29 protein-coding genes are annotated in these 21821 nt (G+C 69.0%); 27 read left to right on the top strand and 2 right to left on the bottom strand.

Going from position 1 to position 21821, the window contains the following annotated elements:
- Window positions 1-28 precede the first annotated feature (28 nt).
- From WDZ95_RS05005 to tatC, 25 genes are all read left to right on the top strand, one after another.
- Window positions 29-1495 carry a glutamate synthase subunit beta gene (locus tag WDZ95_RS05005; RefSeq protein WP_425776654.1) on the top strand — a complete coding sequence of 489 codons (1467 nt, stop codon included), beginning with the start codon at window positions 29-31 and terminating at the stop codon, window positions 1493-1495.
- 95 nt (window positions 1496-1590) lie between these two features.
- Window positions 1591-2409: an ABC transporter ATP-binding protein gene (locus WDZ95_RS05000; protein WP_425776652.1), complete on the top strand. Its 819-nt coding sequence runs from the start codon at window positions 1591-1593 to the stop codon at window positions 2407-2409.
- Window positions 2406-3188 (top strand): lipid asymmetry maintenance ABC transporter permease subunit MlaE, encoded by a 783-nt coding sequence (gene mlaE / locus WDZ95_RS04995; RefSeq protein WP_425776650.1) that lies wholly within the window; start codon window positions 2406-2408, stop codon window positions 3186-3188. The genes WDZ95_RS05000 and mlaE overlap by 4 nt, the downstream gene beginning before the upstream one ends.
- Window positions 3189-3207: 19 nt before the next feature.
- A complete protein-coding gene (mlaD, locus tag WDZ95_RS04990) occupies window positions 3208-3711 on the top strand; it encodes an outer membrane lipid asymmetry maintenance protein MlaD (RefSeq protein ID WP_166230416.1) in 504 nt (167 codons plus the stop codon).
- Window positions 3712-3733: 22 nt separating this feature from the next.
- On the top strand, window positions 3734-4462 hold the full coding sequence (locus WDZ95_RS04985; RefSeq protein ID WP_166230418.1) for an MlaA family lipoprotein: 729 nt from the start codon (window positions 3734-3736) through the stop codon (window positions 4460-4462).
- 125 nt (window positions 4463-4587) lie between these two features.
- Entirely contained in the window at window positions 4588-5223 is a 636-nt protein-coding gene (locus tag WDZ95_RS04980) for an MlaC/ttg2D family ABC transporter substrate-binding protein (protein ID WP_166230420.1), read from the top strand.
- A complete protein-coding gene (locus WDZ95_RS04975) occupies window positions 5223-5498 on the top strand; it encodes an STAS domain-containing protein (RefSeq protein WP_287468062.1) in 276 nt (91 codons plus the stop codon). Before WDZ95_RS04980 ends, WDZ95_RS04975 begins: the two co-directional genes overlap by 1 nt.
- A gap of 115 nt (window positions 5499-5613) precedes the next feature.
- Window positions 5614-6612: an ABC transporter ATP-binding protein gene (locus WDZ95_RS04970; RefSeq protein WP_425776646.1), complete on the top strand. Its 999-nt coding sequence runs from the start codon at window positions 5614-5616 to the stop codon at window positions 6610-6612.
- Window positions 6609-7364 (top strand): ABC transporter permease, encoded by a 756-nt coding sequence (locus tag WDZ95_RS04965; protein WP_425776644.1) that lies wholly within the window; start codon window positions 6609-6611, stop codon window positions 7362-7364. Before WDZ95_RS04970 ends, WDZ95_RS04965 begins: the two co-directional genes overlap by 4 nt.
- A gap of 4 nt (window positions 7365-7368) precedes the next feature.
- A complete protein-coding gene (locus WDZ95_RS04960) occupies window positions 7369-7608 on the top strand; it encodes a BolA family protein (RefSeq protein ID WP_166230428.1) in 240 nt (79 codons plus the stop codon).
- Window positions 7609-7615: 7 nt separating this feature from the next.
- Entirely contained in the window at window positions 7616-8899 is a 1284-nt protein-coding gene (gene murA / locus WDZ95_RS04955; RefSeq protein WP_425776642.1) for a UDP-N-acetylglucosamine 1-carboxyvinyltransferase, read from the top strand.
- The gene (hisG, locus tag WDZ95_RS04950) at window positions 8896-9543 is read left to right on the top strand and encodes an ATP phosphoribosyltransferase (protein WP_425776640.1); all 648 of its coding nucleotides are present in this window, start codon (window positions 8896-8898) and stop codon (window positions 9541-9543) included. The genes murA and hisG overlap by 4 nt, the downstream gene beginning before the upstream one ends.
- Window positions 9544-9553: 10 nt before the next feature.
- Window positions 9554-10945 (top strand): histidinol dehydrogenase, encoded by a 1392-nt coding sequence (gene hisD / locus WDZ95_RS04945; protein ID WP_425776638.1) that lies wholly within the window; start codon window positions 9554-9556, stop codon window positions 10943-10945.
- Window positions 10942-12042 carry a histidinol-phosphate transaminase gene (hisC, locus tag WDZ95_RS04940; RefSeq protein ID WP_425776636.1) on the top strand — a complete coding sequence of 367 codons (1101 nt, stop codon included), beginning with the start codon at window positions 10942-10944 and terminating at the stop codon, window positions 12040-12042. Before hisD ends, hisC begins: the two co-directional genes overlap by 4 nt.
- Complete coding sequence (gene hisB / locus WDZ95_RS04935) at window positions 12039-12668, top strand: imidazoleglycerol-phosphate dehydratase HisB (RefSeq protein ID WP_166230438.1); 630 nt, start codon at window positions 12039-12041, stop codon at window positions 12666-12668. The genes hisC and hisB overlap by 4 nt, the downstream gene beginning before the upstream one ends.
- A 19-nt stretch (window positions 12669-12687) precedes the next feature.
- The gene (gene hisH / locus WDZ95_RS04930) at window positions 12688-13338 is read left to right on the top strand and encodes an imidazole glycerol phosphate synthase subunit HisH (protein WP_425776634.1); all 651 of its coding nucleotides are present in this window, start codon (window positions 12688-12690) and stop codon (window positions 13336-13338) included.
- Window positions 13339-13365: 27 nt separating this feature from the next.
- Window positions 13366-14106: a 1-(5-phosphoribosyl)-5-[(5-phosphoribosylamino)methylideneamino]imidazole-4-carboxamide isomerase gene (gene hisA / locus WDZ95_RS04925; RefSeq protein WP_425776632.1), complete on the top strand. Its 741-nt coding sequence runs from the start codon at window positions 13366-13368 to the stop codon at window positions 14104-14106.
- Window positions 14107-14205: 99 nt separating this feature from the next.
- Entirely contained in the window at window positions 14206-14985 is a 780-nt protein-coding gene (gene hisF, locus WDZ95_RS04920) for an imidazole glycerol phosphate synthase subunit HisF (RefSeq protein WP_166230444.1), read from the top strand.
- The gene (hisI, locus tag WDZ95_RS04915) at window positions 14985-15374 is read left to right on the top strand and encodes a phosphoribosyl-AMP cyclohydrolase (RefSeq protein WP_425776630.1); all 390 of its coding nucleotides are present in this window, start codon (window positions 14985-14987) and stop codon (window positions 15372-15374) included. The genes hisF and hisI overlap by 1 nt, the downstream gene beginning before the upstream one ends.
- A gap of 4 nt (window positions 15375-15378) precedes the next feature.
- Window positions 15379-15744, top strand: coding sequence for a phosphoribosyl-ATP diphosphatase (locus WDZ95_RS04910; RefSeq protein WP_166230448.1), 366 nt, complete (start codon window positions 15379-15381; stop codon window positions 15742-15744).
- 21 nt (window positions 15745-15765) lie between these two features.
- Window positions 15766-16155, top strand: coding sequence for a DUF4870 family protein (locus WDZ95_RS04905; RefSeq protein WP_166230450.1), 390 nt, complete (start codon window positions 15766-15768; stop codon window positions 16153-16155).
- A 12-nt stretch (window positions 16156-16167) separates the two neighbouring features.
- On the top strand, window positions 16168-16530 hold the full coding sequence (locus WDZ95_RS04900; protein WP_166230452.1) for a histidine triad nucleotide-binding protein: 363 nt from the start codon (window positions 16168-16170) through the stop codon (window positions 16528-16530).
- Between the two features lie 106 nt (window positions 16531-16636).
- The gene (tatA, locus tag WDZ95_RS04895) at window positions 16637-16882 is read left to right on the top strand and encodes a Sec-independent protein translocase subunit TatA (RefSeq protein WP_425776627.1); all 246 of its coding nucleotides are present in this window, start codon (window positions 16637-16639) and stop codon (window positions 16880-16882) included.
- An 87-nt stretch (window positions 16883-16969) separates the two neighbouring features.
- Entirely contained in the window at window positions 16970-17458 is a 489-nt protein-coding gene (tatB, locus tag WDZ95_RS04890) for a Sec-independent protein translocase protein TatB (protein ID WP_425776625.1), read from the top strand.
- On the top strand, window positions 17458-18261 hold the full coding sequence (gene tatC, locus WDZ95_RS04885; RefSeq protein WP_425776623.1) for a twin-arginine translocase subunit TatC: 804 nt from the start codon (window positions 17458-17460) through the stop codon (window positions 18259-18261). The genes tatB and tatC overlap by 1 nt, the downstream gene beginning before the upstream one ends.
- 7 nt (window positions 18262-18268) lie before the next feature.
- Here the strand turns inward: tatC and WDZ95_RS04880 are convergent, their stop codons facing one another.
- Window positions 18269-19429 (bottom strand): Do family serine endopeptidase, encoded by a 1161-nt coding sequence (locus tag WDZ95_RS04880; protein ID WP_166230460.1) that lies wholly within the window; start codon window positions 19427-19429, stop codon window positions 18269-18271.
- 110 nt (window positions 19430-19539) lie between these two features.
- Here WDZ95_RS04880 and WDZ95_RS04875 point away from each other — a divergent pair, with 110 nt between their 5' ends.
- A complete protein-coding gene (locus tag WDZ95_RS04875; protein ID WP_425776621.1) occupies window positions 19540-20295 on the top strand; it encodes a Nif3-like dinuclear metal center hexameric protein in 756 nt (251 codons plus the stop codon).
- Window positions 20296-20354: 59 nt separating this feature from the next.
- A complete protein-coding gene (gene pdxA, locus WDZ95_RS04870) occupies window positions 20355-21377 on the top strand; it encodes a 4-hydroxythreonine-4-phosphate dehydrogenase PdxA (protein ID WP_425776619.1) in 1023 nt (340 codons plus the stop codon).
- Here pdxA and mscL read toward each other — a convergent pair.
- Window positions 21367-21789 carry a large conductance mechanosensitive channel protein MscL gene (gene mscL / locus WDZ95_RS04865; protein WP_166230466.1) on the bottom strand — a complete coding sequence of 141 codons (423 nt, stop codon included), beginning with the start codon at window positions 21787-21789 and terminating at the stop codon, window positions 21367-21369. The genes pdxA and mscL overlap by 11 nt on opposite strands.
- Window positions 21790-21821 lie beyond the last annotated feature (32 nt).

The raw sequence follows: 21821 nt of genomic DNA, 5'->3' as shown, positions 1-21821 counted from the left end.
GCCCCACGACACGCACAAGGACAGCACCATGGGAAAAGTCACCGGCTTCATGGAATTCGAGCGCATCGAAGAGGGCTACAAGCCCGTGCCCGAGCGGCTCAAGCACTACAAGGAGTTCGTTGTCGGCCTCGATGAAGCGCAGGCCAAAGTGCAGGGCGCGCGCTGCATGGACTGCGGCACGCCGTTCTGCAACAACGGCTGCCCGGTCAACAACATCATTCCGGACTTCAACGACCTCGTGTACCAGGGCGACTGGAAGAACGCCATCACGGTGCTGCACAGCACCAACAACTTCCCCGAGTTCACCGGCCGCATCTGCCCCGCGCCCTGCGAGGCCGCCTGCACGCTCAACGTGAACGACGACGCCGTGGGCATCAAGTCGATCGAGCACGCGATCATCGACAAGGCCTGGGCCGAAGGCTGGGTGCAGCCGCAGCCCGCGCGCCACAAGACCGGCAAGAAGGTGGCCGTGGTGGGTTCGGGCCCCGCGGGCCTGGCAGCGGCGCAACAGCTCGCGCGCGCCGGCCACGATGTGACCGTGTTCGAGAAGAACGACCGCGTGGGTGGCCTGCTGCGCTACGGCATTCCCGACTTCAAGATGGAGAAGTCGCACATCGACCGCCGCGTGGCGCAGATGGAGGCCGAAGGCGTGGTGTTCCGCACCGGCGTGCTCGTGGGCGCCATGCCCGCGGGCAGCAAGGTCACCAACTGGGCCAAGGAAACCGTGAGCGCCGAGCAGCTCAAGAGCGAGTTCGACGCCGTGCTGCTCACGGGCGGCGCCGAACAGAGCCGCGACCTGCCCGTGCCCGGCCGCGAGCTCGATGGCGTGCACTTCGCCATGGAGTTCCTGCCGCAGCAGAACAAGGTCAACGCGGGCGACAAGCTCAAGGGCCAGCTGCGCGCCGACGGCAAGCACGTGATCGTGATCGGCGGCGGCGACACCGGTTCCGACTGCGTGGGCACCAGCAACCGCCACGGCGCTGCGAGCGTGACCCAGTTCGAGGTCATGCCCCAGCCGCCCGAGCAGGAAAACAAGCCCCTGGTGTGGCCCTACTGGCCGCTCAAGCTGCGCACCAGCTCCAGCCACGAAGAGGGCTGCGTGCGCGAGTTCGCGGTGTCCACCAAGGAATTCATCGGCAAGAACGGCAAGCTCACCGGCCTCAAGACCGTGCACGTCGAATTCAAGGACGGCAAGTTCGTCGAGGTGCCGGGCACCGAGAAGGAATACAAGGCCGACCTGGTGCTGCTCGCCATGGGCTTCACCAACCCCGTGGCCAGCGTGCTCGAGGCCTTCGGCGTCGACAAGGACGCGCGCGGCAACGCCCGCGCCAGCACCGACTTCACGGGCGGCTACGCCACCAATGTGGCCAAGGTGTTCGCCGCCGGCGACATGCGCCGTGGCCAGTCGCTGGTGGTCTGGGCCATCCGCGAAGGCCGCCAGGCCGCGCGCGCGGTCGACGAATTCCTCATGGGCTACTCCGACCTGCCGCGCTGAACAGACGATTACCAATCTGTAAGGGGATACGGAAATCGGGTTGAGCCGATTCCCGTATCATGCGGCGGCCGGGTTTCACGCCCGGCTTTTCATTGATGAACACCGCCTCCCCACCCCCGCTGGTCGAACTGCGCGGGCTCACCTTCGGCTACGGTGAGCGCGTCATCCTCGACGACATCTCGCTGACCGTGCCGCGCGGCAAGGTCACGGCGCTCATGGGTGCCTCGGGCGGTGGCAAGACCACGGTGCTGCGCCTCATCGGCGGGCAGATCCGCGCCCAGCGCGGCCAGACCCTGTTCGATGGCGTCGACGTCACCACCATGGACCCGCGCGCGCTCTACGCGGCACGCCGCCGCATGGGCATGCTGTTCCAGTTCGGTGCGCTGTTCACCGACATGAGCGTGTTCGACAACGTGGCCTTCCCGCTGCGCGAGCACACCCGGCTGCCCGAGCCGCTGGTGCGCGACATCGTGCTCATGAAGCTCAACGCCGTGGGCCTGCGCGGCGCGCGAAACCTCATGCCCAGCGAACTCTCGGGCGGCATGGCGCGGCGCGTGGCACTGGCCCGCGCCATCGCGCTCGACCCCGAGCTCGTGATGTACGACGAGCCCTTCGCCGGCCTCGACCCGATCTCGCTGGGCACCGCCTCGCGCCTGATCCGCGAACTCAACGACGCCATGGGCCTCACGAGCATCGTGGTCTCGCACGACCTCGACGAAACCTTCGCCATCGCCGACCAGGTGATCGTGCTGGCCAACGGCCGCATCGCCGCGCAGGGCACGCCCGACGACGTGCGCCACAGCGACGACCCCCTGGTGGCCCAGTTCGTGAATGCGCGGCCCGAAGGCCCGGTGCGTTTCCACCACCCGGCCCCCTCGCTCGCCGACGACTTCGGCCCCGGAGGCGCGCGATGAGCCCCCTGCACCCCGCCCGCGTCGGCCGCGCCGTGCGCCTGTGGCTCACGGCGCTGGGTTTCGGTGCCCGGCTGTTCCTTCGCCTCGTGGCGCTGGCGGGCGTGGCCCTGCGCCGCTTCGGCCTGGTGCGCGACCAGATCCATTTCCTGGGCAACCACTCGCTGTCCATCATCGGCGTGTCGGGCCTGTTCGTGGGCTTCGTGCTCGGTCTGCAGGGCTACTACACGCTGCAGCGCTATGGCGCCACCGACGCGCTCGGCGTGCTGGTGGCGCTCTCGCTGGTGCGCGAGCTCGGGCCGGTGGTTAGCGCGCTGCTGTTCGCGGGCCGCGCGGGCACCTCGCTCACCGCCGAGATCGGCCTCATGAAGGCCGGCGAGCAGCTCAGCGCCATGGAAATGATGGCCGTGGACCCGGTGCGCCGCGTGCTCGTGCCGCGCTTCTGGGCCGGCGTGATCACCATGCCGCTGCTGGCCGCCGTGTTCAGCGCGGTCGGCGTCATCGGCGGCTGGCTGGTGGGCGTGGGCCTCATCGGCCTCGACGGTGGCGCCTTCTGGAGCCAGATGCAGAGCGGCGTCGATGTCTGGGCCGATGTCGGCAACGGCGTCATCAAGAGCGTCGTGTTCGGCTTCGCCGTCACTTTCATCGCGCTGCTGCAGGGTTACCTCGCACGCCCCACGCCCGAGGGCGTGTCGCGCGCCACCACCCGCACCGTGGTGATGGCCTCGCTCACCGTGCTCGGGCTCGATTTCGTGCTCACCGCCATGATGTTCAGCATCTGAGCATCCCTGGAGAAACACCATGACCTCCTCCAAGAACGATTTCTGGGTCGGCCTCTTCGTGCTCATCGGCGGGGCGGCCATCCTGTTCCTCGCGCTGCAATCGGCCAACCTGCTGAGCCTGAACTTCGAGCCCACCTACCGCGTCACCGCGCGCTTCGACAACGCCGGCGGCCTCAAGCCCGGCGCCGCGGTGCGCAGCGCCGGCGTGGTGGTGGGCCGGGTCGAGAACATCGGCTTCGACGACAAGACCTTCCAGGCCAGCATCACGCTCTCGCTGCAGAAGCGCTACGCCTTTCCCAAGGACAGCTCGATGAAGATCCTCACCAGCGGCCTGCTGGGCGACCAGTACATCGGCATCGAGGCCGGGGGCGACCCCGACAACCTCGCCGACGGTGCCGTGGTCACGCAGACGCAGTCGGCCCTGGTGCTGGAGAATCTCATCGGCCAGTTCCTGTTCAACCGCGCCGCCGAAGGGGCCGACAGCAAGCCGGCGGCCCCCGGCGCCCCTTCGACCTCGCAGTGACCCTCTCGCTGGGAGACCCACCATGAACCTGCCGTCCCCCTTGCCCGCCCTGCGCCCTGCGCTCGCCGCCACCGCCCTGGTCGCCCTGGGCGGCTGCGCCACCGGCCCCGACGCCGATCCGCGCGATCCGCTCGAACCCTTCAACCGCCAGGTCCAGCGCTTCAACGACGCCGCCGATGAAGCGGTGTTCAAGCCCGTGGCCACGGCCTACGTGAAGGTCACGCCCAGCCCGGTGCGCACCGGCGTGAACAACTTCTTCAGCAACCTGGGGGACCTGTGGTCGGCGGTGAACGCGGGCCTGCAGCTGCGCCCGCGCGAAAGCGGCGAGAACCTCATGCGCTTCGGCGTCAACACCGTGCTCGGCTTCGGTGGCCTGCTCGACATCGCGAGCGAGGCGGGCATTCCGCGCAGCCGCATCGACTTCGGCCAGACCATGGGCCGCTGGGGCGTGCCCTCGGGCCCGTACGTGGTGTGGCCGCTGCTGGGCCCGTCGACCGCGCGCGACAGCGTGGGCATGGTGGCCGACGCCGCGGGCGATCCGGTGGCCTACGTGGACCACGTGCCCACCCGAAACAGCCTCTATGCCCTGCGCATCGTGGACACGCGCGCGCAGCTGCTGCGTGCGTCCAACCTGCTCGACGACGCAGCGCTCGACAAGTACAGCTTCACCCGCGACTTCTACCTCAGCCGTCGCCAGACCCAGATCAACGACATGATCGACAAAGGCATCGGCCTGGGCAACGGGAACTGACGCGAGAGTGAGCGCAAACCAGCGATACGACTCGCAACCTTTGGCCCGGAACCCGACACAGAAGCGTCTGCTCTGAGCCCTAGGATGTCTTCCCGGCCCAAAAGGCCGCCACGGAGAAACACACGATGACGAAGAACCTGCTGCAACGACGCGCCTGGATCGCCGGCCTCACGCTGGCCGCGATGGCCTGGAGCCTGCCGGCCGCGGCCTCGGAAGCGCCCGATGCCCTGGTCAAGCGCATCTCCACCGAGGTGCTCGACACCATCAAGACCGATCCCGCGATCCGCGCCGGCGACATGAACAAGATCATGGCGCTGGTCGACAGCAAGATCATGCCCAACGTGAACTTCACGCGCATGACCGCGTCCGCGGTGGGCCGCGGCTGGCGCCAGGCCACGCCCGAGCAGCAGAAGCAACTCGAAACCGAGTTCAAGGCCCTGCTGGTGCGCACCTACTCGGGCGCGCTGGGCGAGGTCCGCGACCAGACCCTGAGCTTCAAGCCCATGCGCATGCGCCCCGAAGACACCGAGGTGGTGGTGCGCTCCGAGGTGCGCGGCAAGGGCGAGCCCATCCAGCTCGACTACCGCCTCGAGAAGGTGGGCGACGGCTGGAAGATCTACGACCTGAACGTGCTCGGCCTGTGGCTGGTGGAAACCTATCGCAACCAGTTCGCCCAGGAGATCAACGCCAACGGCATCGACGGCCTGATCAAATCGCTGTCCCAGCGCAACAAGGCCAGCGCCACGGCCAAGACCAGCTGATGAGCGAGCCCCGCCTGCCCGAACGCCTCACGCTCGACGAGGCCGCTGCCACCCTGGGCGCGTTGCGCGCGGCGGTGGCAGGGGGCGAGGGCGGCGCGGCCGTCACGGTCGATGCGGGCGCCTTGCGCCACTTCGATTCGTCGGCCGTGGCGGTGCTGCTGGAGTTGCGTCGCGAACTGCAGCAGCAGGGCCGCACGCTGCAGGTGCGGCAGTGGCCGCCGCGCCTGCAGGACCTGGTCCGCGTCTACGGCGTGCAGGAGTTGCTGACCGCCTGAGCCGGCCGCGGTGGCCCTGGTGCCGCCGCGGAAAGGCCCCGGGCCGTAAAATCCCGCTTTCGCCACCGCCCCGGATGTCCCGCGGGCCGCGGGCGACCCAGCGGTGTCGCCGCGCATGCCAGCCGTCTCCTTCCAGAACGTCTCCAAGACCTACGCCACGACCCGTGGCCCCCTGCACGCCCTTCGCTCGGTGTCCTTCGACATCGAGCCTGGCGAGTTCTTCGGCCTGCTCGGCCCCAATGGCGCGGGCAAGACCACGCTCATCAGCATCCTGGCCGGGCTCGCGCGCGCCAGCGAGGGCAGGGTGGTCGTTCACGGCCACGACGTGCTCACCGACTACCGCGAGGCACGCCGCCACCTGGGCGTGGTGCCGCAGGAACTGGTGTTCGACCCCTTCTTCAATGTGCGCGAAACCCTGCGCATCCAGTCGGGCTACTTCGGCGTGCGCCGCAACGACGACTGGATCGACGAGTTGCTGACGGGCCTGGGTCTGGCCGACAAGGCCACGGCCAACATGCGCCAGCTCTCGGGCGGCATGAAGCGCCGCGTGCTGATCGCCCAGGCGCTCGTGCACAAGCCGCCCGTGATCGTGCTCGACGAGCCCACGGCGGGCGTGGACGTGGAGTTGCGCCAGACCCTGTGGCAGTTCGTCTCGGGCCTGAACAAGCGCCTCGGCAGCACGGTGCTGCTCACCACCCATTACCTTGAAGAGGCCGAGGCCCTGTGCGGGCGCATCGCCATGCTCAAGCAGGGCCAGGTGGTGGCGCTCGAATCCACCTCGGCGCTGCTCGCGCGCGCCGCGTCCAACGTGTTGCGCTTCAAGACCGACGCCGCGCTGCCCGCCGACATCGCGGCGCAGGCGCGCATCACGGGCCGCGTGGTGCAACTGCCCGCGCTCGATGCGCGTGCCGTGGAGCATGTGCTGGCCCGCCTGCGCGAAGCCGGTGTGATGCCCGAGGACATCGAGGTGCGCAAGGCCGACCTCGAGGACGTGTTCCTCGACCTCACGGGCGCGAACACACGCCCCGCCGCCGGGCCGCCCCCAGGCGAGGCAGCCCCCTCGGGGGGCAGCGAGGACACGTCAGTGCCGAGCGTGGGGGTGCGTAAATCATGACGGGCTGGCAAACGCTGTTCTACAAAGAGGTGCTGCGCTTCTGGAAGGTCTCGTTCCAGACCGTGGCCGCGCCGGTGCTCACCGCGCTGCTCTACCTGCTGATCTTTGCGCACGTGCTCGAAGACCGCGTGCAGGTCTACGAGTCGGTGAACTACACCGCCTTCCTGCTGCCCGGCCTCGTGATGATGAGCGTGCTGCAGAACGCCTTCGCCAACAGCAGCTCCTCGCTGATCCAGAGCAAGATCATGGGCAACCTGGTCTTCCTGTTGCTCACGCCGCTGTCGCACCGCGCGTGGTTCGTGGCCTACGTGGGCTCGTCCATCGTGCGCGGCCTTGCGGTGGGCGCAGGCGTGATGGTGGTGGCCTGGTGGTTCGCGCAGCCCACGCTGGTGGCGCCGCTGTGGATCCTGGTGTTCGCGGTCCTGGGCGCGGCGCTGCTGGGCGCGCTCGGGCTCATCGCAGGCCTGTGGGCCGAGAAGTTCGACCAGATGGCCGCGTTCCAGAACTTCATCATCATGCCCATGACCTTTCTTTCGGGCGTGTTCTACTCCATCCACTCGCTGCCGGCCTTCTGGCAGAAGGTGAGCCACCTCAATCCCTTCTTCTACATGATCGACGGCTTCCGCTACGGCTTCTTCGGCCGCAGCGACGTGTCGCCCTGGCTCAGCCTGCTGCTGGTGGGCGGAGCGCTGGCCGCGGTCAGCGCGCTCGCGCTGCACCTGCTCAAGACGGGCTACAAGGTCCGCCACTGAACCCATGAACGCCGAACAACTGCAAGCCCTCATCGCCGCCGGTCTGCCCTGCGACCACATCGAGGTCACCGGCGATGGCCGTCACTGGTCGGCCGTGATCGTCTCGCCGGCCTTCGAAGGCAAGCGCGCCATCCAGCGCCACCAGGCGGTCTATGCCACGCTGGGCCAGCGCATGCACACCGACGAGGTGCACGCGCTGTCGATGAAAACCCTCACGCCGGCCGAATGGGCCGCACAAGGCTGAAGCACGCATGGACAAACTCCTGATCCGCGGTGGTCGCAAGCTCAGCGGCGAGATCACCGTCTCCGGCGCCAAGAACGCGGCCCTGCCCGAGCTCTGCGCCGCGCTGCTCACCGACGAGCCCGTGACGCTCACCAACGTGCCGCGCCTGCGCGACGTGAGCACCATGCGCCAGTTGCTCACCCACATGGGCGTGCACACCGAGGACGTGGCGGGCGAGCGCGGCGGCCTGCTGCTGCACGCGCGCGGCGTGCTCAAGGCCGAGGCGCCCTACGAACTCGTGAAGACCATGCGCGCCTCGGTGCTGGTGCTGGGCCCGCTGCTCGCGCGCTTCGGCGCGGCGCGCGTCTCGCTGCCCGGCGGTTGCGCCATCGGCTCGCGGCCGGTCGACCAGCACATCAAGGGCATGCAGGCCATGGGCGCCGAGATCGTGGTCGAACACGGCTACATGGTGGCGCGCCTGCCCGCGGGCCGCAGACGCCTGCACGGCGCGCGCATCGCCACCGACATGGTCACCGTGACCGGCACCGAGAACTTCCTCATGGCTGCGGCGCTGGCCGAGGGCGAGACCCTGCTCGAGAACGCGGCGCAGGAACCCGAGGTGACCGACCTCGCCGAGATGCTCATCAAGATGGGCGCGAAGATCGAAGGCCACGGCACCAGCCGCATCCACGTGCAGGGCGTCGAACGCCTCAATGGCTGCACGCACGAGGTGGTGGCCGACCGCATCGAGACCGGCACCTTCCTGTGCGCCGTGGCCGCCACGGGCGGGGACGTGCTGCTGCGCCAGGCGCGCGCCGACCACCTCGACGCCGTGATCGACAAGCTCACCGACGCGGGCGCCGAGGTCGAGGCCGGCTCGAACGCCGCCGGCCCCTTCATCCGCATCCGTGCCAACGGCCGCCTCAAGGCCCAGACCTTCCGCACCACCGAGTACCCCGGCTTCCCCACCGACATGCAGGCCCAGTTCATGGCGGTGAATGCGGTGGCCGACGGCACCAGCAAGGTCACCGAGACCATCTTCGAAAACCGCTTCATGCACGTGAACGAGCTGGTGCGCCTGGGCGCGCGCATCCAGACCGAGGGCAAGGTGGCGATGGTCGAAGGCGTGCCCCAGCTCTCGGGCGCCACCGTGATGGCCACCGACCTGCGTGCCTCGGCCAGCCTGGTGATCGCCGGCCTGGTGGCCGAGGGCGAGACCACCGTCGACCGCATCTACCACCTCGACCGCGGCTACGACCAGATGGAAGTGAAGCTGCGCGCCCTGGGCGCCGACATCGAACGCATCAAATGAGCCAGACCATCACGCTGGCCCTGTCCAAGGGCCGCATCTTCGACGAAACGATGCCGCTGCTGCGCGCCGCCGGCATCGAGGTGCTCGAAGACCCCGAGAAGTCGCGCAAGCTCATCCTGCCGACCAACCAGAACGACGTGCGCGTGGTGCTGGTGCGCGCCACCGACGTACCGACCTATGTGGAGCACGGCGGCGCCGATCTCGGCGTGACCGGCAAGGACACGCTGATCGAGCACGGCGGCCTGGGCCTGTACCAGCCGCTGGACCTCAACATCGCGCGCTGCCGCGTGAGCGTGGCCGTGCGCGCCGATTTCGACTACGCCTCGGCCGTGCGCCAGGGATCGCGCCTGCGCGTGGCCACCAAGTACACCACCATTGCGCGCGACTTCTTCGCCGCCAAGGGCGTGCACGTGGACCTGATCAAGCTCTACGGCAGCATGGAGCTCGCGCCGCTCACCGGCCTGGCCGATGCCATCGTGGACCTCGTGTCCACCGGCAACACGCTCAAGGCCAACCACCTCGTGGAGGTCGAGCGCATCATGGACATCAGCTCCCGCCTGGTGGTGAACCAGGCGGCCCTCAAACTCAAACAGGCGCGCCTGCGCCCCCTCATCGACGCCTTCGCCGGCGCCATCCAGTCCTGACCGCCACCGCATGAACCCCGCCGCCACGCCCCTTCGCCTGTCCACCGCCCAAGCCGATTTCGAGGCCCGCTTCGCGGCGCGCCTGCATTGGTCGAGCGAGACGGACCATGCGATCGAGCAGCGCGTGGCCGACATCCTGGCCGACGTGCAGCGGCGCGGTGATGCCGCGGTGCTCGAATACACCGCGCGCTTCGACGGTCTGCAGGCCGCGAGCGTGGCCGAACTCGAGCTTACCCAGGCCGACTTCAAGGCCGCCTTCGACGCGCTGCCCGCCGCGCAGCGCGAAGCCCTGCAGGCCGCGGCCGCGCGCGTGCGCCGCTACCACGAGGCGCAGAAGAAGGCCAATGGCGAAGGCTGGAGCTATCGCGACGAAGACGGCACGCTGCTGGGCCAGAAGGTCACGCCGCTGGACCGCGTGGGCATCTACGTGCCCGGCGGCAAGGCCGCCTACCCGTCGAGCCTGATCATGAACGCCGTGCCCGCGCACGTGGCCGGCGTGCCCGAGATCGTGATGGTGGTGCCCACGCCGGTGCGCGGCAGCGTCGCCACGGGCGGCAGCGGCGCGGCCACCGCGGCGCGCGGCGAACGCAACGAACTCGTGCTGGCCGCGGCCCACGTGGCCGGCGTCACGCGCGCCTTCACCATCGGCGGCGCGCAGGCCGTGGCCGCGCTGGCCTACGGCACGGCCACCGTGCCCAAGGTCGACAAGATCACCGGCCCCGGCAACGCCTACGTGGCCAGCGCCAAGAAGCGCGTGTTCGGCACCGTGGGCATCGACATGATCGCGGGCCCGAGCGAGATCCTGGTGCTCGCCGACGGCAGCACGCCGGCCGAGTGGGTGGCCATGGACCTGTTCAGCCAGGCCGAGCACGACGAACTCGCACAGAGCATCCTGCTGTGCCCCGACGCGGCCTACATAGCCGCCGTGCAGGCCGCGATCGACCGCCTGCTGCCCACCATGCCGCGCGCGGCCATCATCGCCAAGAGCCTCAACGACCGCGGCGCGCTGATCCACACGCGCAGCATGGAAGAGGCCTGCGCCATCAGCAACCGCATCGCGCCCGAGCACCTCGAGGTCTCGAGCGCCGAGCCGCACCGCTGGGAGCCGCTGCTGCGGCATGCGGGCGCCATCTTCCTCGGTGCGTACACCAGCGAAAGCCTGGGCGACTACTGCGCCGGCCCCAACCACGTGCTGCCCACCAGCGGCACGGCCCGTTTTTCCTCGCCGCTGGGGGTGTACGACTTCCAGAAACGCAGCAGCCTGATCGAGGTCAGTGCCGCGGGGGCGCAATCGCTCGGCACCGTGGCCGCCGAACTCGCCTATGGCGAAGGTCTGCAGGCCCACGCGCGCGCGGCCGAACTGCGCCTGAACGACGTTCCCCCGATGCGAGGTGCCCGATGAATACGCCTTTGAACACCAACCCCATGGCCCGCATCCGCCAGGACGTGCAGTCCATGCACGCCTACGCGATCCAGAACTCGGCCGGCATGCTCAAGCTCGACGCGATGGAAAACCCCTTCGCGCTGCCGCTGCCGCTGCAGGCCGAGCTCGGCCGCCGCCTCGGCGCCGTGGCCATCAACCGCTATCCGGGCGCGCGCATCGACGAGCTCAAGCGCGCGCTCGAGCAGCACATCGACCTGCCGGCCGGCCACGCGCTGATGCTGGGCAACGGCTCTGACGAACTCATCTCGCTGATCGCCATGGGCTGCGACCTGCCCGGCGCCACCATCCTTGCGCCGCTGCCCGGCTTCGTCATGTACGCCATGAGCGCGCAGCTGCAGGGCCTGGGCTTTCACGGCGTGCCGCTCACGGCCGGCTTCGAACTCGACGAAGCCGCCATGCTGGCCGCCATGCGCGAGCACCGCCCCGCCATCACCTACCTGGCCTACCCCAACAACCCCACGGCCAACCTGTGGGACGCGGCCGTGATCCGCCGCCTCATCGCCGAGGCCGCCAGCTTCGGCGGCCTGGTGGTGATGGACGAGGCCTACCAGCCCTTCTCCAGCCACACCTGGCTCGACGAGATGCGCGCCCGGCCCGAGGCCAACGCACACGTGCTGCTCATGCGTACGCTGTCCAAGTTCGGCCTGGCGGGCGTGCGCATCGGCTACCTCGTGGGGCCGCAGGCCCTGGTGCACGAGTTCGACAAGCTGCGCCCGCCCTACAACGTGAGCGTGCTCAACGCCGAGTGCGCGCTGTTCGCGCTCGAACACGCCGACGTGTTCGCAGGCCAGGCCGCGCAGATCCGCGAGCAGCGTGAGCGGCTCATTGCCGCGCTCGCCGCCATGCCCGGCGTCACGCCGTTCCCGAGCCAGGCCAACATGGTGCTGGTGCGCGTGCCCGATGCGAAGCGCAGCTTCGAGGCCCTCAAGGCCCAGGGCGTGCTCGTGAAGAATGTTTCTACAATGCACCCGCTGCTGGCCCAGTGTCTGCGGCTCACGGTGGGCTCTCCCGACGAGAACACCCAGCTCCTCCGCGCCTTGCAGACCGCCCTATGAACACCCCCACGCCCGCCTTTCCCGATCCGGGCCCCGGTGAGCGCGCCGCCAGCGTGCAGCGCAACACCAGCGAGACCCGCATCGGTGTGCGCGTCAACCTCGACGGCACCGGCGTCGCCGTGCTCGCCACGGGCATCGGCTTTTTCGATCACATGCTCGACCAGATCGCGCGCCACGGCCTGATCGACCTCGAGATCCAGGCCGAGGGCGATCTGCACATCGACGGCCACCACACGGTGGAAGACGTGGGCATCACGCTGGGCCAGGCCTTCGCGCGCGCCGTGGGCGACAAAAAGGGCATCCGCCGCTATGGCCACGCCTACGTGCCGCTCGACGAAGCGCTCTCGCGCGTGGTGATCGACTTCTCCGGCCGGCCCGGCCTGCACATGCGCGTGCCCTTCAAGGCCGGCATGATCGGCGGCTTCGACACCCAGCTCACCTACGAGTTCTTCCAGGGCTTCGTGAACCACGCGGGCGTCACGCTGCACATCGACAACCTGCACGGCGAGAACGCGCACCACCAGGCCGAGACCGTGTTCAAGGCCTTCGCGCGCGCGCTGCGCATGGCCCTCGAGCGCGACGCCCGCCTGGGCGACGCGATTCCCTCGACCAAGGGCTCCCTCTGATCTTTTTCTTTTCTGTGCGATGAAAGCCAGGACGGTCGCCGTGGTCGACTACGAGAGCGGAAACCTCCGCTCGGTTTCGCAGGCGGTGATGCACGCGGCGCAGGGCAGCGGTGTCGACGTGATCGTCACCCAGTCGGCCGCCGACATCATGGCCGCCGAGCGCGTGGTGCTGCCCGGCCAGGGCCACATGGGCGACTGCATGCGCGCGCTCGCCGATTCGGGCCTGATGGACGCGGTGCTGCACGCCTGCGCGAACAAGCCGCTGTTCGGCGTCTGCGTGGGCATGCAGATGCTGCTGGATCGCAGCGAAGAAGGCCCCACCGACGGTCTGGGCCTGATCCCCGGCGAGGTGCGTCGCTTCCGGCTCGAGGGCCGTCTGCAGCCCGACGGCAGCCGCTACAAGGTGCCGCAGATGGGCTGGAACCGCGTGTTCCAGGCCCGGCCGCACCCCGTGTGGGCCGGCGTGCCCGACGGCAGCTACTTCTACTTCGTGCACAGCTACTTCGCTGCGCCCGCGCTGGCGGCCCATGTCGCCGGCGAATGCGACTACGGCGGCCGCTTTGCAGCCGCGGTGGCACGCGATAACATTTTTGCGACCCAGTTTCACCCCGAGAAGAGTGCCGACCAAGGCCTCGCGCTCTACCGCAACTTCCTCTCCTGGAACCCCTGAGCCTTCGGCTCGCGCCTGCCCACGACCATGCTGCTGATTCCCGCCATCGACCTCAAGGACGGCCACTGCGTTCGCCTCAAGCAAGGCGACATGGACCAATCCACGGTGTTCAGCGAAGACCCGGCCGCCATGGCGCGCAACTGGGTGGCCAAGGGCGCTCGCCGCGTGCATCTCGTTGACCTCAACGGCGCCTTCGCGGGCAAGCCCAAGAACGAGCAGGCCATCCGCGCCATCCTCAAGGAGATCGGCAGCGAGGTCGACGTGCAGCTGGGCGGCGGCATTCGCGACCTCGACACCATCGAGCGCTACCTCGACGCCGGCCTGCGCTACGTGATCATCGGCACCGCCGCGGTCAAGAACCCGGGCTTTCTGCAGGACGCCTGCACGGCCTTCGGCGGCCACATCATCGTGGGCCTCGACGCCAAGGACGGCAAGGTCGCCACCGACGGCTGGAGCAAGCTCACCGGCCACGAAGTGGTCGACCTCGCGAAGAAGTTCGAGGACTACGGCGTCGAATCCATCGTCTACACCGACATCGGCCGTGACGGCATGCTCACGGGCATCAACATCGAGGCCACGGTCAAGCTCGCGCAGTCGCTGACCATTCCGGTGATCGCCTCGGGCGGCCTGTCCAACCTCGAGGACATCCGCAAGCTCTGCGCGGTGGAAGACGAAGGCGTGGAAGGCGTGATCTGCGGCCGCTCCATTTACAGCGGCGACCTCGACTTCGAGGCCGCGCAAAAGCTCGCCGACGAGCTGAACGGATGAACATGGCCCCCACGCTCCGCCGCTTCGCGGGTCGCTGCCCCCCGAGGGGGCGCGTTTTGCCTTGGGGCGGCCCGGCGGCAAAACCATCGGCTGCATGCCATGCTCGCTAAACGCATCATTCCCTGCCTCGATGTCACGGGTGGCCGCGTCGTCAAGGGCGTGAATTTCGTCGAGCTGCGTGACGCCGGCGACCCGGTGGAGATCGCGGCCCGCTACAACGAGCAGGGCGCCGACGAGCTCACCTTCCTCGACATCACCGCCACCAGCGACGGCCGCGACCTGATCCTGCCCATCATCGAGGCCGTGGCTTCGCAGGTCTTCATCCCGCTCACCGTCGGTGGCGGCGTGCGCACCGTCGAAGACGTGCGCCGCCTGCTCAACGCGGGCGCCGACAAGACCAGCTTCAACTCGGCCGCCATCGCCAACCCGCAGGTCATCCGCGACGCGTCCGACAAGTACGGCTCGCAGTGCATCGTGGTGGCGATCGACGCCAAGCGCCGCCAGGGCGAGGACCTTGCGCAGCGCGGCGAGGGCTGGGACGTGTACAGCCATGGCGGCCGCAAGAACACCGGCCTCGACGCCGTGGCCTGGGCGCAGCGCATGGCCGAGCTCGGCGCGGGCGAGATCCTGCTCACCAGCATGGACCGCGACGGCACCAAGTCGGGCTTCGACCTCGCGCTCACGCGTGCCGTGGCCGACACCGTGAGCGTGCCCGTGATCGCCTCGGGCGGTGTGGGCAACCTCGACCACCTCGCCGACGGCGTGCAGCAGGGCGGCGCCGACGCCGTGCTGGCCGCGAGCATCTTCCACTACGGCGAGTACACCGTGGCCCAGGCCAAGGCGCGCATGGCCGAGCGTGGCATTCCCGTGAGGCGCTGATGGACTGGCTCGATGCCGTGAAATGGGACGCGCAGGGCCTGGTGCCCGTGATCGCGCAAGAGGCCGCCACGGGCGATGTGCTCATGTTCGCCTGGATGAACCGCGAAGCGCTGCAGAAGACCGCCGAGCTCGGCCGCGCCGTGTACTACAGCCGGTCGCGCCACAAGCTCTGGTTCAAGGGCGAAGAATCGGGCCACGTGCAGACCGTGCACGACATCCGGCTCGATTGCGACAACGACGTGGTGCTGCTCAAGGTCACGCAGCTCGGCCATGAGCCCGGCATCGCCTGCCACACCGGCCGGCACAGCTGTTTCTTCCAGCGCCACGAGAACGGGCAATGGATCACTGTCGAGCCGGTCTTGAAAGACCCGGAATCGATCTACAAGTAACACCATGAGCACCGTCGACGACCTGGCCCGCCTGGCCGCCGTGATCGAAAGCCGCAAGCCTGCCAACGGCGGCGATCCCGAGAAGAGCTACGTCGCACGCCTGCTGCACAAGGGGCCCGACGCCTTCCTCAAGAAGATCGGCGAAGAGGCCACCGAGGCCGTGATGGCCGCCAAGGACATCGACCACGGCGGCGACCGGCAGAAACTGGTGAACGAAGTGGCCGATCTGTGGTTCCACAGCATGGTGGCCCTGGCCCACTACGGCCTGGGCCCGGCCGAGGTGGTGGCCGAGCTCGCGCGCCGCGAGGGCCTGAGCGGCCTCGAAGAAAAGGCGCTGCGCAAGGCGCAGGCGCGCGAGGCCGGTGAATGAGCGCCTGAAAGGGGTGTGGCGATGAGCGACGTGATCGACGTGGAAACCACCGACAGCGAAAAGGCCCAGTCGCTCAAAAGCGTGGGCTGGCTCAGCTACCTGCTGCACCTCATCGTGGCCGTGGGCGCCGTGCTGCCGGCCACGCAGCCCGGTGTGGCGCTGCTCATCGTGGCGCTGGTGATCGACCTCGTGAAGAAGGGCGATGCCGAAGGCACCTGGCAGGCCAGCCACTTCGCCTGGCGCATCCGCACGGTGATCTGGGCCGCCATCCTCTACCTCGTCACCTCGCCGCTGTGGCTGTTGCTGATCGCGCCGGGCTGGATCGCCTGGGGCCTGATCTCGCTCTGGTTCCTCTACCGCATCGTGCGCGGCATGGTGAACATGAACGACAACCGCCCGATGCCCCGCTGACCCCCGGACACCATGAGCGCACACGACCCCAACTGCATCTTCTGCAAGATCGTCGCCGGCCAGATCCCGTCGAAGAAGGTCTATGAAGACGAGGACATCTACGCCTTCCACGACATCAACCCCTGGGCGCCGGTGCACTTCCTGCTCGTGCCCCGGCGCCACATCCCGTCCATGGCCCAGATCGGGGCCGAACACGAACGCCTCATGGGCCGCATGCTCACGCTCGCGCCCCGGCTCGCGCTCGAGCAGGGCTGCAACCCCTACCCCGAAGGCGGCTTTCGCATCGTGTGCAACACGGGCCTTGAAGGCGGCCAGGAAGTGCACCACCTGCACGTGCACGTCATGGGCGGCCCGCGTCCCTGGGCGCGCGGTTGACCATTCGCCCCGCTCGGGCCCTTGCACTGTCATCGGTTGAACCCCGGGCGCGGCTTAGAATCCGACGCTTGGGCTCGCGCTCACCCCACCCTCTCTGGAGATTGACATGGGTACGTTTTCCATCTGGCACTGGCTCATCGTCCTGCTGATCGTCGTCATGGTGTTCGGCACCAAGAAGCTCAAGAACATCGGCTCCGACCTCGGCGGCGCCGTCAAGGGCTTCAAGGACGGCATGAAAGAAGGCGGTCAGAACGCCGCCGATGCCCCCGCGGGCCAGGCGCCCCAGCAGGTCACGCAGAACAGCGCGGCCGACAAGGGCACCATCGACGTCGAAGCCAAGCAAAAGAGCTGAGCCGTCGGCACCCGACGCTCACTCCTTCGTCGCGACGACACCCGGGGCTGGTCGACAGCCCCGAAGCGTCTCTGCAAGGGCTGATCCATGATCGATCTGGGCATTTCCAAGCTCGCGCTCATCGGTGCGGTGGCGCTGGTCGTCATCGGTCCCGAGAAACTGCCGCGCGTGGCGCGCACGGTCGGCACGCTGCTGGGCAAGGCCCAGCGCTACGTGGCCGACGTCAAAGCCGAGGTCAACCGTTCGATGGAGCTCGAAGAGCTCAAGAAGATGAAGGACTCGGTGGAAAGCGCGGCGCGCGACGTGCAGACCTCGGTCGAATCGGGCGCGAGCGACTTCGAGAAGTCCTGGTCCGAGGCCACGGCGGGCCTGAACGAGCCGCTGCGCGAACCCGGTGAAACCGACGCCTACGGCCAGCCGGTGTTCCCGGTCTACAAGCACCCCAAGAAGAATTTCCGCCTGAAGCAGAAGGCGGTGCCGCAGTGGTTCAAGTCCCGCGCCGGCATCCGCACGCGCACCCAGTCGGGCGCGGCCCGCGTGGCCCGCTTCCGGCCCCGCCCGTCCAGCAAATCCTGATGTCCGACAAGCCCGATCCCGCCGACGAGCTCGCCGGCACCGAACAGCCCTTCGTGCAGCACCTGATGGAGCTGCGCGATCGGCTCCTCTACAGCGTCATCGGTCTGGCGGTCTGCATGGCCGCGCTCGCGATCTGGCCCGGGCCGGCCGGCCTGATCGATCTCGTGGCCGTGCCCATCCGCGCCCACATGCCGCCCGACGCGCGTCTGATCGCCGTGGGCGTGTTCTCGCCGTTCTTTGTGCCGCTCAAGGTGCTGGCCATGGCCGCCGTGCTGCTGTCGCTGCCGTGGTGGATGTACCAGCTCTGGTCGTTCATCGCGCCGGGCCTCTACAGCCACGAGAAGCGCTTCGCCGTGCCCCTGATCTTCCTGGGCAGCCTGCTGGCCTATGCGGGCATCGCGTTCGTGCAGTTCTTCGTGCTCGACAAGATGTTCGCGTTCATCCAGAAGTTCACGCCCGCCAGCGTGGCCGCCACGCCCGACATCGCGTCCTACGTCGAAGCGATTCTGGGCTTGTACCTCGCGTTCGGCCTGGCCTTCCAGGTGCCCATCGTGGTCATCCTGCTCGTGAAGATGGGCATGGTCTCGATCCAGAAGCTCAAGGATTTCCGCGGCTACTTCATCGTCATTTCGTTCATCATCGCCGCCGTGGTGACCCCGCCCGACGTGATCTCGCAGCTCGCGCTGGCCGTGCCCATGTGCGTGCTCTACGAGCTCGGCATCTGGGGCGCGCAGCTGTTCCTCAAGAACGGCCGCAAGGACGGCGAGGACGAAGAGGCCGCGGACCAGAAGCCCGCCGCCTGAGGCGGCTTCAGCGGCGGTTGACGGCCTGGCGCGCGAGGTTGCGCTTGCCGGGCGTCACCTGAACCTTCAGCGATGCTTCGCGGCGCAGCACATCGAGCTCGGCTTTTTCGCCGGGGGGCAGCGCGGCCACGGCCGACAGCAGCTGCGGCACGTCGCGCACCTCGCGGCCCTTCACCTTCGTGATCACGTCGCCCGGCCGGATGCCGGCCTGGGCCGCGGGGCCGTTCTGCAGCACGCCCGTGATGATCACGCCGCTGCGCACGCCCACGCCGAAGCTTTCCGCGAGCTCGGGCGTGAGGTCCTGGGGCTCCACGCCGATCCAGCCGCGCGTGACCTGGCCGTCCTTGACGATGGCCTCCATCACGCTGCGCGCGGTCGAAGTGGGAATGGCGAAGCCGATGCCCATGGAGCCGCCCGAGCGCGAATAGATCGCGGTGTTGATGCCCATCAGGTGACCATGCACATCGACCAGCGCGCCGCCCGAGTTGCCCGGGTTGATCGCGGCATCGGTCTGGATGAAGTTCTCGAAGGTGTTGATGCCCAGCTGCGTGCGGCCCAGCGCACTCACGATGCCGCTGGTGACGGTCTGGCCCACGCCGAAGGGGTTGCCGATGGCCAGCACCGGATCGCCGATCTCGAGCGCGTCGGAGTCGCCGAGCGTGATCACGGGCAGGTCGGTGAGGCCGATCTTGAGCACGGCCAGGTCGGTCTCGGGGTCGGTGCCGATCACCTGGGCGCTGGCCTGGCGGCCGTCGTTGAGGATGACCTGGATCTCGTCGGCCTCTTCGATCACGTGGTTGTTGGTCAGCACGTAACCCGCCGGGCTGAGGATCACGCCCGAGCCCAGGCCGGTCTGGGGCTGGTTGTTGGCCTGGTCGCCGAAGAAGAAGCGGAACCAGGGGTCGGCGCTGTTGGGGTTGTTGGGGGCGGCCTTGCTGGTGTTGATGCTGACGACCGCTGGGGAAGCCGCCTTGGCCGCCGCGCGCAGGCTCACCGCGCCGGGATCGCCGCCCACCGCGGGCGAGCTGCCGGGCAGGGCCTCGAACACCGGCACCACCGAGGGCATGGCGCGCCGGCCCAGCCACTGCGGCTGCAGGGTGGCGACCACGAAGAGCACCGCCACCAGGACAGTGACGGTTTGGGCAAACACGAGCCAGAGGCGTTTCATTCGGAGCGGTGGTGCGAGCGGCGGAAAACGGGATTGTCCTGCATCCCCGGGCCTTGCACGTGGCTGTCAGAATGCCGCTTTTCAAGTCCCGCCTGCCCGGCGACCCACCGATGAGCACCACCCGCGACGCACTCGCCCACGCGTTCGACGCCCTGCTGCAGCCCGCGGCGTTCAAGGACTACGGCCCGAACGGCCTGCAGGTGGAGGGCCGCAGCGAGGTGCGCCGGCTGGTCAGTGGCGTGACCGCGAGCCGCGCGCTCATCGACGCCGCCATCGAGGCTGGGGCCGACGCCATCGTGGTGCACCACGGCCTGTTCTGGCGCGGCCAGGACGGCCGCGTGACCGGCTGGATGAAACAGCGCCTGTCGCGCCTGCTCGCGCACGACATCAGCCTCTTTGCTTACCACCTGCCGCTGGATGCGCACCCCGCGCTCGGCAACAACGCGCAACTGGCCCGGGTGCTCGGCATCGCACTCGAAGACGGCGTGCGCTTCGGCGACCAGTCGCTGGGCTTCGTGGGGCGGCGTGAAGCCGCCAGCGCCCGCGCCCTGGCCGATCACGTGCAGGCCACGCTGGGTCGCGCAGTCACGCTGGTGGCCGAACCCGACCGCCCGGTGCGCCGCATCGGCCTGTGCACGGGCGGTGCGCAGGGCTACTTCGAGGCCGCGATCGCCGCCGGCGTCGACGCCTTCATCACCGGCGAAATCTCCGAACCGCAGGCCCACTACGCGCGCGAATGCGGCGTGGCCTACCTGGCCTGCGGCCACCACGCCACCGAGCGCTACGGCGCGCCAGCCGTGGCCATGCAGGTGGCGTCCGAGCTCGGCATCGAGCACCGGTTCATCGACATTCCGAACCCGGCATGAGCCGCCGGGCCGCTCCCAAGGCGCATAGCCCCGCAGTCCGTAGGACGGAGGGTAGTCCAGTGACCAATCTCCCGCTGGCCATCAGCATGGGCGATCCCGCGGGCATCGGCCCCGAGACCGTGATGCGCGCCCTGATCGAGCGCCCCGCGCTGCGCGAACGGGTCGTGGTGCTGGGCGACGTGGGCACGCTGCACCGCGCCGCGCGCCTGGTGGCGCCGGCCGGCCCGCCGGTGCTGGCCGAGCTCGCGACGGTGGCCGACGCCGCGACGCGGCCACCCGGCGCGGTGGCCCTGGTGCAGGTGGGCGAGGCGCTGCCCGTCTTGCCCTGGGGCGCGGTCTCGGCGCAGGCTGGCCGGGCGGCGGCCGCGGCCGTGCGGGCAGGCGCCCGCGCGGTGCTGGCCGGTCAGGCCCGGGCGCTCGTCACGGCCCCGCTGCACAAAGAGGCGTTGGCCGCCGCCGGTGAGCCGTTTCCCGGCCATACCGAGCTGCTGCAGGCGCTGGCCGCCGAACACCTGGGCGTGGCGATCGACGCCGTGCCCGTGCGCATGATGCTCAGCGCCCCGGGCCTGGCCACCGTGCTCGTGAGCATCCACGTGGCACTGCGCGAAGCGCTCGATGCGGTGCGGGCGCCGAACGTGCTGCAGACCGTGCGCATCACCCAGGCCCACTTCCGGCGCATGGGGCTGGCGCGGCCGCGCATCGCGGTGGCCGGCCTGAATCCGCACGCGGGGGAGGGCGGGCTGTTCGGTCGCGAAGAGATCGAGCACATCGCGCCCGCCGTGGCCGCGGCGCGGGCCGAGGGCATCGAGGCCAGCGGGCCGCACCCGCCCGACACGGTGTTCATGCGCGCGCGCCAGGGCGCGTTCGACGTGGTCGTGGCCATGTACCACGACCAGGGGCTGATCCCGGTGAAGCTGCTGGGCGTGGAGCACGGCGTGAACACCACGCTGGGCCTGCCCTTCGTGCGCACGAGCCCTGACCACGGCACCGCGTTCGACATCGCGGGCCAGGGCATCGCCAGCGCGGACAGCCTGCTCGCCGCGATCGAGGCCGCCGCGGCGGCCAGTGCGCTCAGCGCTTGAGGCTGTCGCGGATCTCGCGCAGCAGCACGATGTCTTCCGGCGTGGCGGCCGGCGGCGCCGGCGGCGCTTCGCGCTTGAGGCGGTTCACCTGCTTGACCATCATGAAGATGATGAAGGCCAGGATCAGGAAGTTGATGCCCACCGTGATGAAATTGCCATAGGCCAGCACCGGCACGCCGGCCTGTTTCATGGCCGCCAGCGTGCGCGCGGTGCCCTCGGGCACGCTGCCGAGCACGACGAACAGGTTGCTGAAGTCGAGCTTGCCGAACACCAGGCCCACCACCGGCATGATCACGTCGTCGACCAGCGAACTGACGATCTTGCCGAAGGCGCCGCCGATGATCACGCCGACCGCGAGATCGATCACATTGCCCTTGACGGCGAACTCTCTGAACTCCTGCATCATGCCCATGGGCTGCTCCTCGGGGGTTGTTGTGGGCGGCA

Origin of the sequence: Hydrogenophaga sp. T2 (assembly GCF_049843535.1) — a bacterium.
In the GTDB taxonomy this organism is placed as follows: domain Bacteria; phylum Pseudomonadota; class Gammaproteobacteria; order Burkholderiales; family Burkholderiaceae_C; genus Hydrogenophaga; species Hydrogenophaga crocea.
This window is presented reverse-complemented; position numbering and strand designations above follow the sequence as displayed.